The 20103-nt window shown below is 65.9% G+C and carries 12 protein-coding genes; 6 read left to right on the top strand and 6 right to left on the bottom strand.

The genetic code is table 11. The annotated features are described in order from the left end of the window. Positions 1–116: 116 nt before the first annotated feature. On the bottom strand, positions 117–1850 hold the full coding sequence (locus tag AB2N08_RS18930; RefSeq protein ID WP_367612454.1) for a methyl-accepting chemotaxis protein: 1734 nt from the start codon (positions 1848–1850) through the stop codon (positions 117–119). A 260-nt stretch (positions 1851–2110) separates the two neighbouring features. Here AB2N08_RS18930 and AB2N08_RS18925 point away from each other — a divergent pair, with 260 nt between their 5' ends. From AB2N08_RS18925 to AB2N08_RS18910, 4 genes are all read left to right on the top strand, one after another. Beyond that, positions 2111–3511, top strand: a complete 1401-nt coding sequence (locus AB2N08_RS18925) for an L-cystine transporter (protein WP_367612453.1) — start codon at positions 2111–2113, stop codon at positions 3509–3511. 96 nt (positions 3512–3607) lie between these two features. Then, on the top strand, positions 3608–4372 hold the full coding sequence (locus tag AB2N08_RS18920; protein ID WP_367612452.1) for a histidine phosphatase family protein: 765 nt from the start codon (positions 3608–3610) through the stop codon (positions 4370–4372). Then, complete coding sequence (locus tag AB2N08_RS18915) at positions 4372–5361, top strand: NAD(P)H-hydrate dehydratase (RefSeq protein WP_367612451.1); 990 nt, start codon at positions 4372–4374, stop codon at positions 5359–5361. The genes AB2N08_RS18920 and AB2N08_RS18915 overlap by 1 nt, the downstream gene beginning before the upstream one ends. A 274-nt stretch (positions 5362–5635) precedes the next feature. Then, positions 5636–6034, top strand: a complete 399-nt coding sequence (locus AB2N08_RS18910; protein ID WP_367612450.1) for a hypothetical protein — start codon at positions 5636–5638, stop codon at positions 6032–6034. Between the two features lie 104 nt (positions 6035–6138). On the opposite strand, the gene AB2N08_RS18905 is transcribed toward AB2N08_RS18910, so the two are convergent. From AB2N08_RS18905 to AB2N08_RS18890, 4 genes are all read right to left on the bottom strand, one after another. Next, positions 6139–10317, bottom strand: coding sequence for an ATP-binding protein (locus AB2N08_RS18905; protein WP_367612449.1), 4179 nt, complete (start codon positions 10315–10317; stop codon positions 6139–6141). A 263-nt stretch (positions 10318–10580) separates the two neighbouring features. Next, positions 10581–13787, bottom strand: coding sequence for an efflux RND transporter permease subunit (locus tag AB2N08_RS18900; RefSeq protein WP_367612448.1), 3207 nt, complete (start codon positions 13785–13787; stop codon positions 10581–10583). 27 nt (positions 13788–13814) lie between these two features. After that, positions 13815–14954 (bottom strand): efflux RND transporter periplasmic adaptor subunit, encoded by a 1140-nt coding sequence (locus tag AB2N08_RS18895; RefSeq protein WP_367612447.1) that lies wholly within the window; start codon positions 14952–14954, stop codon positions 13815–13817. Positions 14955–15200: 246 nt separating this feature from the next. Further along, positions 15201–15626: a divergent PAP2 family protein gene (locus AB2N08_RS18890; protein ID WP_367612446.1), complete on the bottom strand. Its 426-nt coding sequence runs from the start codon at positions 15624–15626 to the stop codon at positions 15201–15203. A 134-nt stretch (positions 15627–15760) separates the two neighbouring features. On the opposite strand from AB2N08_RS18890, the gene AB2N08_RS18885 reads away from it, so the two are divergent. Together AB2N08_RS18885 and AB2N08_RS18880 are read left to right on the top strand one after the other, a co-directional pair. Further along, positions 15761–16789 (top strand): DUF475 domain-containing protein, encoded by a 1029-nt coding sequence (locus tag AB2N08_RS18885; RefSeq protein WP_367612445.1) that lies wholly within the window; start codon positions 15761–15763, stop codon positions 16787–16789. Positions 16790–16897: 108 nt separating this feature from the next. Beyond that, the gene (locus AB2N08_RS18880) at positions 16898–17332 is read left to right on the top strand and encodes a hypothetical protein (RefSeq protein WP_367612444.1); all 435 of its coding nucleotides are present in this window, start codon (positions 16898–16900) and stop codon (positions 17330–17332) included. A 239-nt stretch (positions 17333–17571) separates the two neighbouring features. Here AB2N08_RS18880 and AB2N08_RS18875 read toward each other — a convergent pair whose 3' ends face one another. After that, on the bottom strand, positions 17572–19977 hold the full coding sequence (locus AB2N08_RS18875; RefSeq protein ID WP_367612443.1) for a hypothetical protein: 2406 nt from the start codon (positions 19975–19977) through the stop codon (positions 17572–17574). Positions 19978–20103: the final 126 nt, after the last annotated feature.

Here is a 20103-nt window from a genome sequence, read left to right as displayed (position 1 = left end):
GGGTTGTCCGACACGTTCCCGTTGATGCAAAAACGTCGCACCTGCGGAGACTGGAACGACGTGCGAGGGGCGTCGCTAACGGCAGTGGGTAGCTGGCCATGGCCGGCGTGCGCCGATCAAAACTCTTCCCAGCCGTCGCCGACGTTTGCCGTCTCGGCCTGCTTCGGCCTGGCAACCGGCGCCGCATCCATCTTCGGCTTCACCGGCGCCATTTTCGCTGCTTTCACGACCGCCTTCGGCACCACCGCCGGCAAGGTAGTAACCACCCGCGGCTTGACCGCCACCGCAGTGCGGACGGCCACCGGTGCATTCAGCTTGAACGCGCCCACGGTCTGCGCCAGCTTGGTTGCCTCTTCCTGCAACGACGACGCCGCCGCCGACGCCTGCTCGACCAGCGCCGCGTTCTGCGTGGTCACCTGATCCATCTGCGCCACGGCGCCGTTGATCTGCTCGATGCCGGCCGTCTGCTCCTGGCTGGCGGCGGTGATTTCGGCCATGATGTCGGTCACCCGGTTCACGCTTTGCACGATCTCGGCCATCGTCGTGCCGGCGCGGTCGACCAGCTCGGAACCGTGGTGCACCTTCTCGACCGAGTCGTCGATCAGGACCTTGATTTCCCTGGCCGCCGCCGCGCTGCGCTGCGCCAGGCTGCGCACCTCGCCCGCCACGACGGCGAAGCCGCGCCCCTGCTCGCCGGCGCGTGCCGCTTCCACGGCCGCGTTCAGGGCCAGGATATTGGTCTGGAACGCGATGCCGTCGATGACGGCGATGATGTCGACGATGCGGGTAGCCGATGTATTGATCGCGCCCATTGTCTGCACCACCTGCGCCACCACGGCGCCGCCCTTGCCTGCCACTTCAGACGCCGACGTGGCCAGCGCATTGGCCTGGCGCGCGTTGTCGGCGTTCTGCTTGACGGTCGACGTCAGTTCTTCCATCGACGACGCCGTCTCCTCGAGCGAGCCGGCCTGCTGCTCGGTGCGCGACGACAGATCCAGGTTGCCGGCGGCGATTTCGCCAGAGGCGGTGGCGATATTGTCGGTGCCGGTGCGGACCCGGCTGACGATGTGCACGAGCGAATCGTTCATGTCCTTGAGCGCCTGCAGCAGGCGGCCGGTCTCGTCGTTCGACGTGACGTCGATGGTCTGGGTCAGGTCGCCCTGCGCCACGGCGCCCGCGATCGCCACGGCGCGCTCCAGCGGACGCACGATTGCGCGCACCAGCAGATATCCCACCAGCGCGGCCATGATGACGCCGAAGGCCAGGCCGGCCAGGCACACTGCCCGCACCACCTCGAAGGTCGATTGCGATGCCTGGTATTCGGTGAGCGCGGCGTCCTGCTGCTCCTTGATCAACCTGTTGCCCAGCTCATTGAGCGGCACGTACAGCTGCGTCATCGGGCCGTTCAGCAGTTGCACCGCCTGCGCATTGTCATTGGCGCGGATCGCGGCCACGGCCGGCTGCAGGCCACCATCGAGGAAGGCCATGCGCGCCGCGGCGAACTGTTCGACCAGCACGCGCTCGGTGTCGCTCGAAACGGACTGTGCGTATTGCGCCCATATCTGGTTGATCGTGGCGATATTCGCGTCGATCGTGCCCATCGCGGCACTGCGCTGGCCCGCGTCTTCCAGGTTGACGGCCTTGGCCACGGCCAGCTGGTTCGCCGTGATCAGCTGGGTCACCTGTCCCACCTGGTTCAAGCCCACCAGGCGGTGATCGTACATCTGCTTGAGCTCGGCGTTGGCGATGCCCAGGTTGTAGATGCCGATCACCGCGCCGGCGACGAGTTCGACGGCGAGAAAGGCGATGACGAAGATAAGACGCGACTTGATGCTGAGATGTTTGAACATGGCTCGCTGGGCTGACCTGTAATGAATCGAGGGATGATCCTTTGAATTATAGAAACTTTCGGTTTCCTGTGGGAAGTATTGAACAGGCGCCCCAACGGTTCTTGCGTTACCGCCAGCCATGCGTCGCTGCACATCAACAGCGGTTTGCCACTTATGCAAGCTGCACGAAACGTATAAGCAAAAATGACATTCGCGCTGTGAATGGGCAACTTTGTCGATAAAATGGCACGATTGTTCACGTTGTCCCCATCGAAGCCTCTATGACCCTCCCTGTCCTGTTGAACCTGGCCATTGCCCTGGCCGTTTGCGTCCTGCTGTACCGACTACAGGCCAATCACGTGTCATTTACCAAGCGCGTGTTCGCCGGCCTGGGCCTGGGCGTCGTGCTCGGCGCCGGAATGCAAGCGGTGTATCAGGTGGCGGGGCCGGAAATCAAGGCGACCAATGCCTGGCTCAACGTGATCGGCAGCGGCTACGTCCAGCTGCTGCAGATGATCATCATTCCCCTGATCATGGTGTCGATCATCCAGGCCATCCTGAAACTGCGCGACGCATCCTCGCTCGGCAAGATCAGCACGCTCACCATCGGCATCCTGCTCATCACGACGATCGTCGCGGCCTCGATCGGCATCCTGATGGCCAAGCTGTTCGGCCTGACGGCGGTCGGCCTGACCTCCACCGCCGCCGAAGTCGCGCGCGGCGAGTACATGCAGGGCAACCTGGCAGCGGCCAAGGAACTGTCGCTGCCGTCGCTGCTGCTGTCGTTCATCCCGACCAACCCGTTCCTCGACATGACCGGCGCGCGCAAGACCTCGACCATCGCGGTGGTGGTGTTCGCGATCTTCATCGGCATCTCGGCCACCGGCATCGCCGGCAAGAAGCCGGAAGTGTTCGCGTCGTTCAGCAACTTCGTGCATGTGGCGCACGTGATCGTGATGCGCATGGTCACGCTGGTGCTGCGCCTGACCCCGTTCGGCGTGTTCGCGCTGATGGCCAAGGTGGTATCGAGCTCGAGCTGGCAAGACATTCTGGGCCTGCTCAACTTTGTCGTCGCCTCGTACGCGGCGCTGGCGCTGATGTTCTGCGTGCACCTGGCGATGGTCGCGGCCAGTGGCCTCAATCCCTGGCGCTACGTGAAGAAAATTTTCCCGGTGCTCGTGTTCGCGTTCACGTCGCGCACCAGCGCCGGCTCGATTCCGATGAGCGTGGCGACCCAGACCGCGCGCCTCGGCACGCCAGAGGGTACGGCCAACTTCGCGGCGTCATTCGGCGCCACCATCGGCCAGAACGGCTGCGCCGGCATTTACCCGGCGATGCTGGCGGTGATGATCGCGCCAACGATTGGCGTCGATCCGTTCACGGCCGCGTTCCTGTTGCCGCTGCTGGCGATCATCGCGTTCGGCTCGATCGGCGTGGCCGGCGTGGGCGGCGGCGCGACGTTCGCGGCATTGATCGTGCTATCGGCGATGGACTTGCCGGTGGCGCTTGCGGGCTTGCTCATCTCGGTCGAGCCGCTGATCGACATGGGCCGCACGGCGCTCAATGTCAGCGGCTCGATTGCCGCCGGCAGCGTCACCAGCCGGGTCATGAAACAGACCGATATGCGGGTGTTCGAGGACAATGCCGAGATCAACCTGGACAGCGAGGCGCGGGCCGTCTGACGCCCCCTTGCAGGCGTCGGGCCCGCCGACAATCGTGCGCTGACGCCGCCATGAAACCATCTATGATGACGCCAAGATAACTTTTTGGCGGACACGATGGAACAAAAATGGCCACAAGAAATCTGGCTCGTGCGGCATGGCCAAAGCGCCGGCAATGTCGCGCGCGACCTGGCTGAAGCGGCTGCGGGCCACCGCATCGACATCGCCGAGCGCGACGTCGATGTGCCGCTGTCCGACCTCGGCGAGCGCCAGTCCGCCGCCCTCGGCGCCTGGTTCGCGTCGCTCCCTGCCCAGCAGCGCCCGACGGTCGTGCTGCATTCGCCCTATGTGCGCGCCACCGAAACGGCCAATCTCGTGATGCGCCACCTCGACCGCGACGGCCTGTTGTGCGTGCGCGCCGACGAACGCCTGCGCGAGAAAGAATTCGGCGTGCTCGACCGGCTGACCACGCACGGCATCGCGCACCATTTCCCCGATTTGTATGAGCAGCGCCACCACGTCGGCAAGTTCTATTTTCGTCCGCCCGGCGGCGAAAGCTGGTGCGACGTCATCCTGCGCCTGCGCAGCGTGATGGATTCGCTCGAACGCGACTTCTGCGGCGAGCGTGTGCTGATCGTTGCGCACCAGGTCACGGTCAATTGCTTCCGCTACCTGTTCGAGCACCTCAGCGAGGCGCAGATCCTGGAATTCGACCGCAGCGGCGATGTGCCGAACTGCTCGGTCACGTCGTACGGATTCGATCCCGAGGCCGGCAAGCGGGGCGACCTGGCCGTACGCCTGGTCAACTTCGTCGCGCCACTCGAAGAGACCGGCACGCCAGTCACCGTCGCCAAAGACGTGCCATCCGCTCCCAACGCGTAATGCCACCCGCCATGGATGCGAGCAAGGTACACGATGTCGACCCCGGCCTGCTGGCCGGCTGGCCTCTGCCGCAGCCCGGTGCCGGGGGCGACAAGGAACTGCGCGGCCATATCCTGATCATCGGCGGCTCACGCGAAATGCCGGGCGCCATCATCCTGGCCGCCACGGCCGCGCTGCGCGCCGGCGCCGGCAAGCTGACCATCGCCACCGGCGCCAGCGTGGCGCAGCTGGTGGCGCTGGCCATGCCCGAGGCGCGCGTGATCGGCCTGAGCGAGCACGACACCGATGGCTTCAGCCTGGACGCGCTGGCCAGCCTCGACCCGCTGACCGATCGCGTCGACGCCGTGCTGGTCGGCCCCGGCATGCGCGACCCGGCCAGCACCGCGCATCTGGTGCATGCCTTGCTGCCGCGCCTGGCCGACGCCGGCGTGGGCCTGGTGCTCGACGCCTGCGCCATGGACGTGCTGCTGCATCGGCCGCACGACGCGTCCGAAAGCGCGCCGATGCGCTTTGCGCGCCCCGTCATCATGACGCCGCACTGCGGCGAAATGGCGCACCTGACCGGGATCGACAAGGATTGCATCGTCGGCCTGCCCGACGCGCCGGCCCTGGCGGCGGCGCGCGACTGGAACGCCGTCATCGCACTCAAGGGCGCGCGCACGGTGATCGCCGCGCCCGACGGCACGCTGTGGCAGCACGAAGGCGCCGGCAATATCGGGCTGGCCAGTTCGGGTTCGGGCGACGTGTTGGCCGGCATCATCGCCGGCTTGCTGGCGCGCGGCGCCAGCGAAACGCAGGCCGCCTGCTGGGGCGTGGCGCTGCATGCGCGCGCCGGCGACCGGCTGGCGCAGCGACTGGGCCCCATCGGTTATCTGGCGCGCGAAATTTCCATGGAGGTGCCGGCATTGCTGGCGCAACTTGGTAATCAAAACACGTTTGCAGCCGGTGCGGCCGGGGCCGCGCCAGGCGGCGTGGCGATGGTTCCATGAATCACCGAATGTCACAGCGAGTGTGTAAATAATGTCACCAATTCCGACAAGTGTGCGGTATCTAACGAACCAGCAGTCGGGCTTGCGGTCTAATTGACACAGATGCATTGAAGTTGAGTCAAGTTCGCACTGAGGGCCGCGGTTAGCGTCGGTACCCTCCACGTTTCACCTGAAACCCACCGCGTGACGGTGGAACTGACCTGGCGCCGGTAGTTTCCCAAATAAATACTTGGGCTGCCGGCACTTACATAGACGTCAATCGAGGAGCGAAAAAATGAATGCAATGACCAAGGCACCAAAAATCCTGTTGACCGCCGCCGTGCTGGCAACCCTGCTGGGCGCGTGCAAGAAAGACGAAACGGCCACCACCACGGTCCCGGCCGACACCACCGCCACCACCCCAAGCAGCACCTCGGGCGCCACCGGCACCATGGGTGACACCGGCGCCGGCGCAACCGGCACCGGCACCACCGGTACGGGCGACATGGGCACCGGCGCCGCAGGCACCACCGGCACCACCACCGATACCACGGGCGCGGCTGGCTCGAGCGGCATGACCGGCGCTACCGGCACCACGGGCTCGACCGGCACTGCAGAAGGCGCCACCAGCCCGCAGACCACCGATCCAGCGACCACCACCACGCCGCCACCAACCGGCACCACCGGCCAGTAATCCTGGTCAACTCACCGAACGTCGCCCTGCTGCCCGGGGCGAGTCCGGTGCAGCATCGCAGCCCGGCTATTAGCCGGGCTATGCGTTTTTGGGCCAGTCGGAATTCAAGCGTCCAAGTGACGCTCTGCCACATCCCGAATCAATCCCTCCACGATCCCGAAATCGGCCGGCTTGGTCAAATGATGATCGAACCCCGCCTGGCTTGACCGGCGCCGGTCCTGCTCCGCGCCCCAGCCGGTCAGCGCGATCAGCGTCGCCCGTTCCATGCCCGCGATGCGCCGCATCGCTTCGGCGGCATCGTAGCCGGTCATGTCGGGCAGCCCGATATCGAGAAACACGACCTGCGGCAGCAGCGCCGCCGCCTGCAGCAGCGCCGTGGCGCCGTCGTGCACGGCAGTCACTACATGGCCGTTCATCTCGAGCAGCGCCTGCAGCGTCTCGGCCGCATCGACGTTGTCGTCTACCACCAGGATGCGCAGCGCGCCCGGTTCGGCCTGTGCCGCCTGCGGGGCGGCGACCGCGATCGGGGCCTGCGGCTCGGCGCTGTCGGCCGGCAATGGAAGCCAGACCGTGAACTGGCTGCCCAGCCCGACCCCGCCACTGGCGGCGGCGACCCGGCCGCCATGCAGCTTCACGAGGCGCTGCACCAGGTTCAGGCCCACGCCCAGCCCGCCCTGCGCCATCTCGGCGCCGGCATGCGCCTGCGCATACATGTCGAACACGGCTTCCAGGGCGTTGGCGGCGATACCGATGCCGTTGTCGAGCACCGTGATCGCCACTTCGGCGTTCTCGAGGCGCGCCCGGACCTCGATCGCGCCCCCCGGCGGCGTGTACTTGGCCGCGTTATTGATCAGGTTACTGAGGATCTGCGCCACGCGATGGCGGTCGGCGTGCAGGCTCACACGTTCGGCCGGCAGGTTCACGCAGAGCGCATGCCGCCCGCCATCGACCAGCGGCATGCTCATGTCGACCGCTTCGCGCACCACGTCGGCCAGCAGCACGCGCTCGCAGCGCAGCGTGACCTTGCCTTCGGCCAGGCGCGCCATGTCGAGCAAATCGTCCACCAGGTGCACCATGTGATCGACCTGGCGCCGCATGATCGCCTGCACGTCGCCGCTTGCCGCGCCGACACGCATCAGCTCCAGACCCGAGCGGATCGGGGCCAGGGGATTACGCAACTCGTGCGCCAGCGTGAACAGGAAGTCGCTCTGCGCCCGGTTCTTCGCGCCCAGTTCGCGCGCCAGGCGATGCAGCTCCTGCTCGGCATGCTTCTGGCTGTCGATGTCGAGGGTGACACCGTCGAAGCGCTCGGGCCGGCCATGCTTGTCCAGGCCGCACCAGCCGATGGCCCGCAGCCAGCGCGGCGTGCCATCGCCCGACGCGGCCAGCGTGCGAAATTCGAGATCGAGCGGCGCGCCGGCGCGCACCGCATGCTCGACGCTCACGGCCAGGCGGTCGCGGTCTTCCGGATCGACCGCCGCCAGCAGTTCCTCGACCGAGGTGGGGCGCCCCATGTCGACGCCGAAGTGCAGCGCCATCTCGGCATTGATCTGGAAATGCGTGAACGGCATATCGGCATACCAGACGCCGATATCGCCCGCCTCGGACACCCGCTCGAAGCGTTCCTGCAACAGCTTGCGCGCGTGGACATCGATCACGGTGCCGACGTAACCGTCTGGCTCGCCGGCCGCATTCACGCGCGGCAAGCCGGCGTCGATGAACCAGCGGTAGCTGCCGTCATGGCAGCGCAGGCGGTAGTCGAACGAGAACGGCTGGCGCGCCGCATTCGCGGCCAGGAAGATCTCGCCCGAGCGGGGCCCGTCGTCCGGGTGCACGTTCTCGAGCCAGCCCATGCCAAGATCCTGCTCCGGCGTGCGGCCCGTGTAGTCGTACCAGCGCTGGCTCAGGTAGGTACACAGGCCGTCGTTGTCGGTGGTCCAGAGCATCGCGGGCGACGCATCGATCAATGCGCGCACATGGGCTTCGCGCGCCTGCGCGTCGCGCTCGTTCTGGCGCCGCTCGCGCCCGAGCGCCACCTGGGTGCGGATGCGCGCCAGCAGTTCGTTGGCCGAAAACGGCTTGACCAGGTAATCGTCGGCGCCGGCCTGCAGGCCCTCGACCTTGGCTTCTTCGCCGGCGCGCGCCGACAGCAGCATCACCGGCAGGTGGCGCAGCGACTCGCTGGCGCGCACCCTGGCGATCAGGCCGAAGCCGTCCAGGCGCGGCATCATCACGTCCGACAGCAGCAGGTCGGGCGGGTCTTGCAGCGCTGCCTCGTAGGCGGCCAGGCCGTCGGCCACCGCGCGCACGTCGGCATGCGGCTCGAGCAGCGACTTCAGGTAGGCCCGCATGTCGTTGTTATCGTCGGCGACCAGGATGCGCGGACGGGCGTCGCCCGGCGCGACCACCAGCACATCGATGTCAGCATCCTGCGCCGCGGCCTCCGGCAAGTCCGGCAGCCAGCGCAGCGCTTCTTCGACAAAGGCGGCGCCCATGCGCTGGCGGTCTGCCATGGCGTCCGGCGCCTGCAGGATATGGTCCGGCGGCAGGTGCGCGTCGCCGAACGGCAGATCGACGTCAAAGCGTGTGCCTTCGCCGAAGGTGCTCGCCACGGCGATCGTCCCGCCATGCAGGCGCACCAGTTCCTGGATCAGCGCCAGGCCGATGCCGGTGCCTTCGTAGGTCCGGCCCGGCGCGCCTTCGATGCGGTGGAAGCGCTCGAACATGCGCGGCAGTTCGTGCTCGGGAATCCCGGTGCCGGTGTCCTGCACCGACAGGCGCGCCATGCCGGCGTGCTCGCGCAAGGTGACCGTGACGCTGCCCTGGAGCGTGAACTTGAAGGCATTCGACAGCAGGTTGAAGACGATCTTTTCCCACATGTCGCGGTCGACGAACACCGGCTGCGGCAGCGGCTGGAGATCGACGTGATATCGCAGCCCGCCCTTGGCCATGGCCGATTCGAACACGCCGGCCAGGTCGACGCTCAGGCGCGCGAGATCCACCGGGATGTAGCTGGCCTGCACGCGGCCGGCCTCGATGCGCGAAAAGTCGAGCAGCGAGTTGACCAGCTTGAGCAGGCGCAGCGAGTTACGGTGCGTCAGTTCGACGCGCTCGCGCTGGGCCGCGCTCATCGTTTCGGGCGCATCGGCCAGCGCATCGTCGAGCGGCCCCAGGATCAGCGTGAGCGGCGTGCGGAATTCGTGCGACACGTTCGAGAAGAACGCCGTCTTGGCGCGGTCGATCTTGGCCAGTTCTTCGGCGCGGCGCTGCTCTTGTTCATAGGCGATGACATTGCCCACGGCGGTATTCACTGCGGCGCCCAGCAGTTCGTAGAAATTGCGGTACTCGGCGTCGAGCGCGCGCCGCACGCTGACACCGGCCACGACGAAGCCGAACAGCTCCTGCTGGCCGGGCAAGGTCAATGGCACCACCAGCGCCGAACGCGGCGCGTCGTCGTACGGGCCGCACACGAAGCTGCCCAGCCGCGCCGCGACATCGTCGACCTGTTCGACGGCGTGCGAGGCGCCGCAGCGGGCAAACGGCCAGACGCTGTCGTCGAACGCCGTCGACACCGGGGCAAGCGGGTTGTCCGGCGCCAGGCCGGCACTCCCGCGCAGCGCCAGCGTGCCGGTGTCGCCATCGATCTGATAGAACAGCAGAAACGGCACGTCGGCGGTCATGTACGCGCAGTGCGTCGCCAGTTGCGCGCCGATGTCATCGATCGAGCGCGTCATCGCCAGGCTGGCGGTCAGGTCGCGCAAGCCCTTGCTGCGGCGTGCGCCCAGCACCTGGGCTGTCGTTTCGGTGATCGGGTGGAACACGCCGCCGACCGCGCCGGATTCATCGCGGATCGGCGAGAACGAGAACGTCATGTTCGCTTCTTCGAGGTAGCCGCTGCGATCGAGGAACATCTGCTGGTCCTTGATGTAGGCGCCCTCGCCCTGGTGCGCGCGCTCGAAGGCGGCGCCCACCACCGGCAGGGCCGAGGCCCAGACCACCTTGAACGGCGCGCCCATTGCCGCCGGATGCAGGTCGCCGCAGATCGGGCGGTAGGCGTCGTTGTAGATCTGGATGTCGTCCGGGCCCCAGCAGACCAGGATCGGGAAGGTCGACGACAAGCACAGGCTGACCGAGGTGCGCAGGCTTTGCGGCCATTCGGACAGCGGCCCCAGGGCGGTAGCAGACCAGTCCATGTTACGGATCAGCTCACCCATTTCTCCGCCGCCAGCGAGCCAGTTCAGGTCGTCACTGGTGGACACGGCGATGGGCTGGGCTGCGGGCATGGGACTGGACCTTACGGATGAAAAAGGAGGCGCGACGTGTCGTTTTCTGGGAGCACGCGACGCTTGTCAACGCAGCCTGGAGGCGAAAAGCGTGACAAAACACCCGCTATTAGACCATAACAATGTACCCATTGGTTGCCGAGACGCTATTTTGCGGCGGCAACCCAACTACCAGAACCAGGCGTGAATACAACACGGCCAGCGCGAGGCTGGCCGTGTCGGGTGAATCTGACAGGGCGGCTTGTCCCACCCTGCCCGGCGGATCAGGCCGGCATCGCCTTGCCGCGGCCGCGGCCGGTCACGAAGCGACCGGCACGCACGATCAGGCGGTACACCAGGCGCACCAGGGTCAGCGCCAGGATGGCTTCGACGAACGTCATCAGGAACGCCACCAGCGCGTTGCGGCGCTCGGCGCGGCGGCCGTACTTGGCCACCATGCGGTCGCGGGCGATCTCGATGCTGTCATAGAAGGTTGGCACCACCAGCAGCGTCAGGATGGTCGAGGTGATCGTGCCGCCGATGATCGAGATGGCCAAAGGCTGGTAGAACTCGCCCGAGTCGCCCAGGGCCAGCGCCACCGGCAGCATGCCGGCGATCAGCGCGAAAGTGGTCATCAAAATCGGGCGCAGGCGCTTGCGCCCGGCCGCCATCAGCGCTTCTTCGCGGTCCATGCCTTCGTGCTCCAGCGCACGGGCCGCGTCGAGCAGCAGGATCGCGTTCTTGGCCACCAGGCCCATCAGCATCAGGATACCGATCATGCTCATCAGGTTGAGCGTGTTCTTGGTGATGATCAGCGCCAGCACCACGCCGATCAGCGACAGCGGCAGCGACAACATCACGCCGATCGGCGCGGTGAACGAACCGAACTGCATCACCAGGATCAGGTACATCAGCGCGATGCCCGAGAACAGCGCGATCAGCATTTCACCGAACAGCTCTTGCTGGTCTTCACCCGAACCACCCAGCGCCAGGCCGTAGCCCGGCGGGAAGTCGAAGGTTTTCGCCAGTTTCATGGCGTCGGCCGTGACTTCGCCGGCCGAACGGCCCTGGGCATTGGCCGACACGGTGATCATGCGCTCGCCGTTCTTGTGGCGGATCGCCGACGGGCCCTTGCCCATCGTGATCGTGGCGATCTGTTCGAGCGGCACCATCATGCCGGTGCCCGAGACCGAGATCGGCAGGCGCTCGATACTGTCGGTATTGACGCGGTCATCAGGGTGCAGGCGCACGGCGACGTCGCGGGTCTCGCTGGTCGGATCGACCCAGTCGCCCACTTCGATGCCGGCAAACGCCACCCGCAGCGATTGCGCCGCGTCGCCGACCGAGATGCCCATGGCGTTGGCCAGACCGCGGTCGAGCACGATCTGCAGTTCGTTCTTCGGGTCTTGCTCGGACAGCGCGACGTCCACCGCGCCCGGTACTTCGCGCAGCTTTTCCATGTACGCCGTGGTCAGGTCCATGAGCTTGCGCGAATCGGGACCGGTAAACTCGATCTGGACCGGCTTGCCGTTGCCGCCAAGGTCATCGATGACCGTGTATTCGGCGCCGACCAGGCCACTGATCCTGGCGCGCAGGTCGATGGCGATGTCGGATGCACTGCGCTTGCGCTCGCCGCGCTTGCCGATGTCGACGTAGATCGTGCCACCGCTGAGATTGACGTTGCTGTTGGTGTCCCTGGTTTCGGGCAGCGTGCGGGCCGCCACGGCTGCCGCCTCGAGTTTGCGGCGCGCATACTCGATGGACGACGAGGCCGGTACACGTACCTCGATCTGCAGGTTGCCCGAGTCTTGCTTGGGCAGGAAGCTCGATCCACCAAAGAAGTGGTGCATGGCCATCGCTCCGATCAGGCTGGCGACGGCCAGCACGGCCATCCAGCGACGGTGATGCAGCGCCCAGGCGATCACGCGACCGTAGCGGTCGGCCTGGTGGTCGAACCACGCGTTGAAGCGGTCGAGCACGCGGCCAATGCCTTTTTTGGGCGCGCTGTGGTGATCCGGCGGATCGCCCCAGTAAGCCGACATCATCGGGTCGAGTGTGAACGAAATGAACAGCGACACGATCACCGAGCAGGTCACGGTGAGCGCAAACGGCCGGAACCATTCGCCGGAGATGCCGGGCATGAATGCAACCGGCACGAACACGGCCATGATCGAGAACGTGGTCGCGGCCACCGCCATGCCGATTTCGGCCGTGCCTTCGAGCGCGGCGGTGCGGCGGTCGGCGCCCATTTCCATATGGCGCACGATGTTTTCGCGCACCACGATTGCATCGTCGATCAGCACGCCGATCGCCAGCGACAGGCCCAGCAGCGTCATGAAGTTGAGCGTGAAGCCGCACAGCCAGACCGCGATGAAGGCGGCCAGCACCGACGTCGGCAGGGCCAGCGCGGTAATCAAGGTCGAGCGCCACGAATTGAGGAAGGCATACACGACGAACACGGTCAGCACGGCGCCCAGCACCAGCGCTTCGATCACGTTGTTCAGGCTCGACTGGGCATCCTTGCCGCCGTCGCGCACGACTTCGAGCTTGGTCCCGCTCGGGAGCAGCTTGCTTTGTTTCTCGACCACTTCGTGGACGCGCTTGGCCAGCGACACCGTCGAGGCATCGCGCGAACGGGAGATTTGCAGGCCAACGTTGGGCTTGCCGCTACGGACCGACAGCGTATTGATGTCGGCAAAACCATCCTGGATCTCGGCCACCTGGTTCAGGCGCACGATCTGGTCGCCGTTACGCTTGACGACGATCTGCGAAAAATCCTCGGGCCGCTCGATGCGCCCGACCAGGCGAATGCCTTTCTCGTCGAGTTCGCTACGCAGCTTGCCGACCGGTGCATTGGTATTCCCGTTGCGCAGCGCATTGGTGACGTCCGTCGCCGAGACATTGAATTCGCTCAGCTTCTCGGCGCGCAGCAGCACCGACAGTTCGCGCCGCAGGGCGCCGTTGACGACCACGGTCGACACGCCGTCGATGGCGCGGAATTCGTCGGCCAGCACGTCTTCGGCATAGCGCGAGATTTCGGCATGGCTCTGGCTGCTCGACGACAGCGCCAGCGACATGATCGGCTGCGCCGACGGATCGACCCGGCGCAATACCGGTTCGCGCATCTCGATCGGCAGCTTGTAGCGCACCGCCGCAATCGCGTTGCGCACGTCGTCGGACGCCTCGATCAGGTCGCGGTTGAAGTCGAACTCCATCCAGATCGATGCACTGCCTTCGTTCGAGGTGGAATTGACGTCCTTGACGCCCTGGATCGCCTGCATCTGTTTTTCGAGGCGGTTGACGACCTCGCGCTCGACGGTTTCGGGCGAGGCGCCCGGATACGGAATCTGGACCACGATGATCGGGATCTCGACGTCCGGCTCCTGGTTGACCTTCAGCTTGGACAGGGCCAGCAGGCCAATGGCCATCATCGCGACGATGATGACGATCGTGGCGACCGGTTTTTTGACACTAAAATTGGACAGGAACATGATGGGTTTTCCTTGGATGTTCCTGGATTACTTGCCCTGGACCGCACCGGCGCCGGCGCCGGTGGCGCTGGCCACGCGGGCGTTCGGCATGTCGACCTTCTGGCCGTCTTTCAGGTTCGACGTCGGCGAGCGCAGCACGACGTCGCCGGCTGCGAGGCCCTGCTTGATCTCGACATTGCCCGTGCGGGCGTCGCGCGCGCCGACCACCAGCTTGACCTTGGAGAGCGTCTTGTCCTTGATGCGCCAGGTGTGGCTGGCGTCGCCCACGCGCACCAGCGCGCTCTCGGGCAGCATCAGCGCATCGGTCGCGGCGGCGTCGACACGCCCTTCGGCGTACAGGCCGGCCACGCGCGGCTGCGCGTTATCGACGAAGCCCACCAGCACCTCGACCTGGCGCGTGACCGGATTGGCAGCCGGGTCGATCCGTTTGACCACGCCGGAGAACGTCTGGTTCGCGTAGCCGTTGACGCGGAAACTGACCTTCTGGCCGATCTTGACGGTGCTGACCGAGTCGGCCGACACCGCGCCTTCGAAGCGCATGCTGGTCGGATCGATCACCTTGACGAGTTCCTTGCCGATGGTGGCGGTGTCGCCATTGGACACCTTGCGCTCGGAGACGATGCCGTCGAACGGTGCGCGCACCGTCGTGCGGGCCAGTTGCTGGCGCGCGGTGGCCACGCGGCTGCGGGAGCTCGACAGTTCGCTCAGCGCGTTATTGCGCGCCATTTCGGCGTCGTCGAGCGCCTTGGCCGACGTCATGCCCGACGCGCTCAGCGTTTTCAGGCGCTCGAGCTGGCGATTGGCCTGGTCGACCGCAAGCGATGCGGCGCGCTGGGTGTCCTCGGCCGACATCAGGGTGTCGCGGATCGAGGTTTCATCGAGGCGCACCAGCACGTCGCCGCGCTTTACCGGTTCGCCGTTTTCCTTGAGTACCTGCAGCACGATCGCCGAGACTTCGGCGCGCAGGTCGGCGCGGCGCTCGGGCTCGATCGAGCCGGTGATCACCGGGCCCGAAGAGACCGATGCGCTCTGGATCGTCAACACGTCCTCTTGCGCCACCGTCAATTGCGTCGGCTTGTTGTCCTTGCCCTCGGGGGCTTTGGAATCCTTGCCGCAAGCGACGAGGCTTGATGCGATGGCTAGAACGAGGAGTGTTTTGCGCAGCATTGTGATTCTCCGGAAATGGACTCGGTGTTTTTATAAAAATAAGCTCAGATACATCCAGCGCGCAGTATTCAGGAGGTCTCCAGCAGCGTCAATTGACGAACCTGTGTATTGCCGAATTCGATGGATGAAGTGCGGAATTTGGCGATGAGCTGCACGCCGTCCGGGATGAAACGTAATAGAAAACGGACAAGGTGTGGACGCCCGGACGTCCGCCGGGATGCGTGACGGCCGCATCCCGTACATACATCAGAAGCCCCCGCCCAGGACGGTGTAGAGCAAGAAGCCCATGCCGATGCCGGTCAGGATGCCGCCGGCGATTTCAAAACGCGTATGGCCCATGCGCTCACGCAGGATCACATAGTCTTGTTTGCCATCGTGCAGGCGGTTGAGCGTGACGGCGTGGCGGCCGACGTGCTGGCGCAGGCTGTTGGCGTCGATCATGACGATAAAGGCGAGCGTGACGGCCACGCCAAAGGCGGGATGCCCCATGCCCTCGCGCAGCGCGATCAGCGTGGCCATGCTGGACACGACGGCGCTGTGGTTGCTCGGAAAGCCGCCATTGCCGACGAGGTCGAACGCCCAGCGCCGGTAGCGGACACTGGAAATGAGAAACTTGATTGGGCCGACCACCATCCAGGTCAAAACCGGTGTGACGAGATAAATGAATTCCATGGGTTTTCTTCGAGTGAAAATGCTGGCCAGAATTATCTCAGAAGCAAGGCTCAGCGGGCGACTTTCGCAATCGCCCATTTTGGACAGGACACGGTAATATTGTCTCAACGGGTAAATACACACAAGAGGCGCGTATGCGGCATTTCCGGTGGTCCTTCATCGTCACGGCGGTCCTCATGGTGCTGGCCGGCTGGTGGGGATACGCGCACCGGGGCTGGCCAGGCCTGCTGCAAGCCCTGTGGATCACGGCCATCCTGGGCGTACTCGAAGTGTCGCTTTCTTTCGACAATGCCGTCGTCAACGCCTCGGTGCTCAAGCATTGGAACGAGTTCTGGCGCAAGTTGTTCCTCACTGTCGGCATCCTGGTGGCGGTGTTCGGAATGCGACTGCTGTTCCCGCTCGTGATCGTGGCGGCCGCAACCGGGCTGGGCCTGCCCGACGTCTGGCATATGGCGATCGACAATCCCAATGAATATTCGCGCAACCTCACCGAGCACCACGCCGAAGTCGCATCGTTCGGCGGCGCCTTCCTGATGCTGGTGTTCCTGAACTTCCTGTTCGACGAAGAGAAAGACCTGCACTGGTTCGACTGGTTCGAGGCCAGGGTGGGCAAATACGGCACCGAAGGATTGGCCGTGCTGCTTACGCTGCTGTGCGTAATCATGGCCATGAGCCTGATGCCTGAAGCGCGCAAGCTGGCCGTGCTGATCGCCGGCGTGACGGGCGTGCTGATCTATATAGCGGTGAAGTGGCTCAGTAACCTGCTGGAAGAGAAAGAACACGATCCATCGGTGGGGGCCATGATTTCGCAGGGCAGCATCGGGGGCTTCCTGTACCTCGAGGTGCTCGACGCGTCGTTCAGCTTCGATGGCGTGATCGGCGCGTTCGCCATCACCAACGACGTCGTCATCATCATGCTGGGGCTGGCCATCGGCGCGATGTTCGTGCGCTCGATGACCGTATTCCTGGTCTACAAGGGCACGTTGCAAGAGTTTGTCTATCTCGAACACGGCGCGCACTATGCCATCGGCATCCTCGCGCTGATCATGTTCGCCAGCGTGCACTATCACATTCCGGAATGGTTCACCGGGCTGTCCGGGCTGGCGTTCATTCTCGTGTCGCTGTGGTCGTCAATACGGTATCGCCGGCGGCTGGCCACGTGAAAGGGAATGCGGTTTGCGATTGAGGCAAGGCATGGCAGAATGGGCGCGCACCGCTTTTGCGTTGCAACTTTGAAACTCCCAATCACTTTTTGATCGACCTGCCCAATCATGCCGAAACCCAAGCGCACCACCGCCATCCTGTTGTCCCTCATCGCCGTCGTCGCTGTATTGGGTGCGGGCTACACCTGGTTCACCCTGAACTGGTCGTACTCGGAAGGCGAACGGGCGGGCTATCTGCAGAAATTCTCGAAGGTCGGCTGGTTGTGCAAGACCTGGGAAGGCGAAATTTTACTATCGAGCATGCCGGGCGCGATTCCCGAGCGCTTCGCGTTTACCGTGCGCGATGAAGCCGTCGTCCCGAGCTTGCAGGCAAGCATGGGCAAGCGCGTGCAGGTAACGTATGAGCAGCACAAGGGCGTGCCGACCAGCTGCTTTGGCGAGACCGAGTACTATGTGTCGAAGGTGGCGGGTGGGCCGGATGATCCGGTGTCGCCGAGCCAGGCACCGGCGGTTGCAGCAGCGCAACCGGCAGCCGCGCAGTAAGCACACCACCACGTCGTTCCCGCGTAGGCGGGAACCTAAGTGTCGCCGGCTAGCGGCCTAAAAATCGACCTTCGATGAGCGTTCGGGTCACGCAAAAGCATGAACATTCTGTGACTTCACTTGGATTCCCGCCTGCGCGGGAATGACGTGCATAGTTTTACGTATGAATATTCCGGACAGCAGTGCGCGGAGGCGGGAACGACGTTTTCCGGGCGCAGGTGCAATCAGCGCACCACCTGTCACTCAGGCTCCTGCTTGCGATCCCCATCCAGCTCCCGCTGCGTCGCAATCACTTCCGCCAGCCTGGCCGCCGCCTGCGCCGCCGACGTGTCGCCTGCCCTGGCCTGCGACTGCTTGAACCGGCCCAGCACTTCGCGCGTCAGATCCGCCGATACCGAGCGCTGCCCTGCTTCCACCTTGCGCTCGCCGATGGCGCGCTGGGTGGCGGCCAACTCGGCCGCGTCGTCATCCTGACGCCGGCTTTCCAGATTGACCAGCTGCTTGCGCGCGTCGGCCATCTGCTGTGTGGCGTGCGCCGCCTTGCGTTGCATTTCGGCGTGCTCTTGCGCGTGCTCGAGCAGCGCCCGCTGCGCTTCGCGTTTTTCCACCGCCGCCTGTACCGCTGCCTGCTCGGCCAGTTCGCGTTCGCGCGCCATGGCGGCCTGCGCCTCCTCGGCGTCGGCGCGCGACTCGGCTGCCTGCGCCGCCGCCTGCTCGGACGCCAGCCGCGCCGCCTGCGCCTCATTGGCGCGGGTATCGAAGGCGGCCTGTTCGCGCTGCGCGGCCAGCTTGCGCTCGACCAGCACCAGCGCCTCGCGCGCAGCCCTGGTCGCGTCGCGTTCGGCGGCAATCGCCTGCTCGGTCAGGGCCACTTGCTGCTGCTCGACCTCGGCCCGTTCGGCCTGGGCTTGGGCCAGCTCCGCCGCGCGGCGCGTGTGCGCCTGCTGCGCCGCAGCCGCAGTCTCGGCCTGCGATGCTTCTTCGATCGCCGCGTCGGCCTGCGCCTGCTGCGCTTCCCAGGCGGCGCGCTGGGCTTCTTCGATGCGCCGTTCGGCCTGCGCCTTGGCGTGCAGCGCCGCCGCAGCCGCCGCTTCGGCTTCGCCGCGTGCTTGCGCAGCCAGCGTCAGTTCGTGCTCGGCGGCGATTTTCTGTTCCAGTGCGGCCAGGGCCTGCACCTCGGCCGCTTTGCGCTCGTGTTCGGCCTGCGCCAATCGCTCGGCCTGCTCGCGTCGCTGCGTCGCCAGTTGCGCTGCCTCTTGTAGCAGTTGCACTTGTGCGGCTTCCAGCGCCAGCGCTGCCGCCTCGTCGTCGTTCGACGCGGCCTGCGCGCTAGCGGCGGCCTGCGCCAGTGCCGCACGTTCGTCGGCCAGCGCGCGCTCGCGCCGGTGCTCTTCGGCTTCGCGCAGCGCTGCCGCCGCAGCCGCTTCGTCGGCCGCCGCCCGTTCGCGCGCGTCGAGCGCAGCCTGGGCTTCGGCTTCCAGCCGCGCCTGCACCTGCTCGCCCGCTTCTTCTTCGGCGCGGGCGCGGTCTTCGGCCACCAGGCGCAGCTTGCGGTCGGCTTCGATGCGCGCTTCGGTGGCCGCCAGGATGCGCGTTTCGGCATCGCGCCGCGCTTCGGCGCTCGACGCCGCCATCTGTTCTTGCCGCTCACGGTGCAGGGCCGCGTCGCGGATTTCTTTCTCGGTCTGCAGGCGCATGCGCAGCGACTGGCCGGCCACGCGTTCGGATTCGGCCTGCGCCAGCGCGATCGCTTCGCGCTCCTGTTCGATGTGGGCGTAGGCGCGCGCTTCTTCGAGCGCGCGCGCTTCGGCCGCCGCGCGGGCAAACGCCGAGGTGAGCGCGATCTGGTCGGCGCGCTCGCGCTGCTGGGTCAGGTCAAGCGCTTCGGCCTCGGCCTCGGCCAGCTTCTCGGCGGTCTGGCGCGCGGAGCGTTCGGCCCGTTCGCGCTCGCGCGCCAGGATAGCGATGCGGGCGTCGGCGCTGGCGTTGTGCTGCACTTCTTCGCGCGCCGCCTCGACTGCCGCCATCCGTTCGACCGCCTGCAGGCGCGCCTGCTCGGTGTGCACGACCAGTTCGTCGGCCGCGCGGGCGGCCTTGGCGGCTAGCTCGGCTTCGGCCTCGATCTGGGCGGTGGCGCGGCGGCGCGCTTCTTCTTCTTGCCGTGCCCGTGCTTCGGTGGCCACCCGCACTTCGGTATCGCTTTTTACGCGCGCGCGCAGCTCGGCGGTTTCGTGGCGGATCGCCTCGAGTCGCTCGCTCGACGCCTGCGCGGCGGCGCGCAGCGAGTCGAGCCGCTCGCGGTTGGCGAGAATGGCGTCTTCAGACGCCTGGGAATTGGCTTGCGCGGCGGCAGCGGCGGCCGCGTCAAGCACAGCGCGTTCGTCTGCCAGCGAGCGGGCGCGCGCTTCGGCGTGGTGGCGGCTCTCGGCCGTGATATTGGCCTTGGCTTCAGCCTCGACGCGCGCGATCGCCTCCTGGATCTCGCGCATTTCCAGCGGCTTGCGGCCCTGGGGTGCAGGTTCGCGGGCAGGCTCGGGTTCAGCCGGCAGCACCGAAACCACGTCAGTCGGCGCCAGCGCGCCGGCGGCCGGCGACAGATCGATCGTGAAGTCGTTGTCGTCTTGTTGGGCTGGGTTCGGTTCCATGCGGATTCTCTCTCTGGCTTCTTCGGGGCGACAGTCTGTTCGATTATCCGGCAAATCCGGCTGGCCTGCTACGCCGAACTGCGCGGCAATAACGGCTCAGCTCGACGGTTTGCCGGCACGCGCGGC

The organism is Massilia aurea (assembly GCF_040790145.1).
Taxonomy (GTDB): Bacteria; Pseudomonadota; Gammaproteobacteria; order Burkholderiales; family Burkholderiaceae_D; genus Telluria; species Telluria aurea_C.
The sequence above is the reverse complement of the archived record's forward strand: the minus strand, read 5'-3'. Positions and strand labels throughout refer to the sequence as shown.

What these genes read in the sequence shown, in the direction of transcription:
- AB2N08_RS18895 (WP_367612447.1), bottom strand. Translation starts at nt 14,954, where the DNA reads ATGCTGCGCAAAACACTCCTCGTTCTAGCCATCGCATCAAGCCTCGTC.
- AB2N08_RS18905 (WP_367612449.1), bottom strand. Translation starts at nt 10,317, where the DNA reads ATGCCCGCAGCCCAGCCCATCGCCGTGTCCACCAGTGACGACCTGAAC.
- AB2N08_RS18900 (WP_367612448.1), bottom strand. Translation starts at nt 13,787, where the DNA reads ATGTTCCTGTCCAATTTTAGTGTCAAAAAACCGGTCGCCACGATCGTC.
- AB2N08_RS18880 (WP_367612444.1), top strand. Translation starts at nt 16,898, where the DNA reads ATGCCGAAACCCAAGCGCACCACCGCCATCCTGTTGTCCCTCATCGCC.
- AB2N08_RS18920 (WP_367612452.1), top strand. Translation starts at nt 3,608, where the DNA reads ATGGAACAAAAATGGCCACAAGAAATCTGGCTCGTGCGGCATGGCCAA.
- AB2N08_RS18930 (WP_367612454.1), bottom strand. Translation starts at nt 1,850, where the DNA reads ATGTTCAAACATCTCAGCATCAAGTCGCGTCTTATCTTCGTCATCGCC.
- AB2N08_RS18875 (WP_367612443.1), bottom strand. Translation starts at nt 19,977, where the DNA reads ATGGAACCGAACCCAGCCCAACAAGACGACAACGACTTCACGATCGAT.
- AB2N08_RS18885 (WP_367612445.1), top strand. Translation starts at nt 15,761, where the DNA reads ATGCGGCATTTCCGGTGGTCCTTCATCGTCACGGCGGTCCTCATGGTG.
- AB2N08_RS18890 (WP_367612446.1), bottom strand. Translation starts at nt 15,626, where the DNA reads ATGGAATTCATTTATCTCGTCACACCGGTTTTGACCTGGATGGTGGTC.
- AB2N08_RS18910 (WP_367612450.1), top strand. Translation starts at nt 5,636, where the DNA reads ATGAATGCAATGACCAAGGCACCAAAAATCCTGTTGACCGCCGCCGTG.
- AB2N08_RS18925 (WP_367612453.1), top strand. Translation starts at nt 2,111, where the DNA reads ATGACCCTCCCTGTCCTGTTGAACCTGGCCATTGCCCTGGCCGTTTGC.
- AB2N08_RS18915 (WP_367612451.1), top strand. Translation starts at nt 4,372, where the DNA reads ATGCCACCCGCCATGGATGCGAGCAAGGTACACGATGTCGACCCCGGC.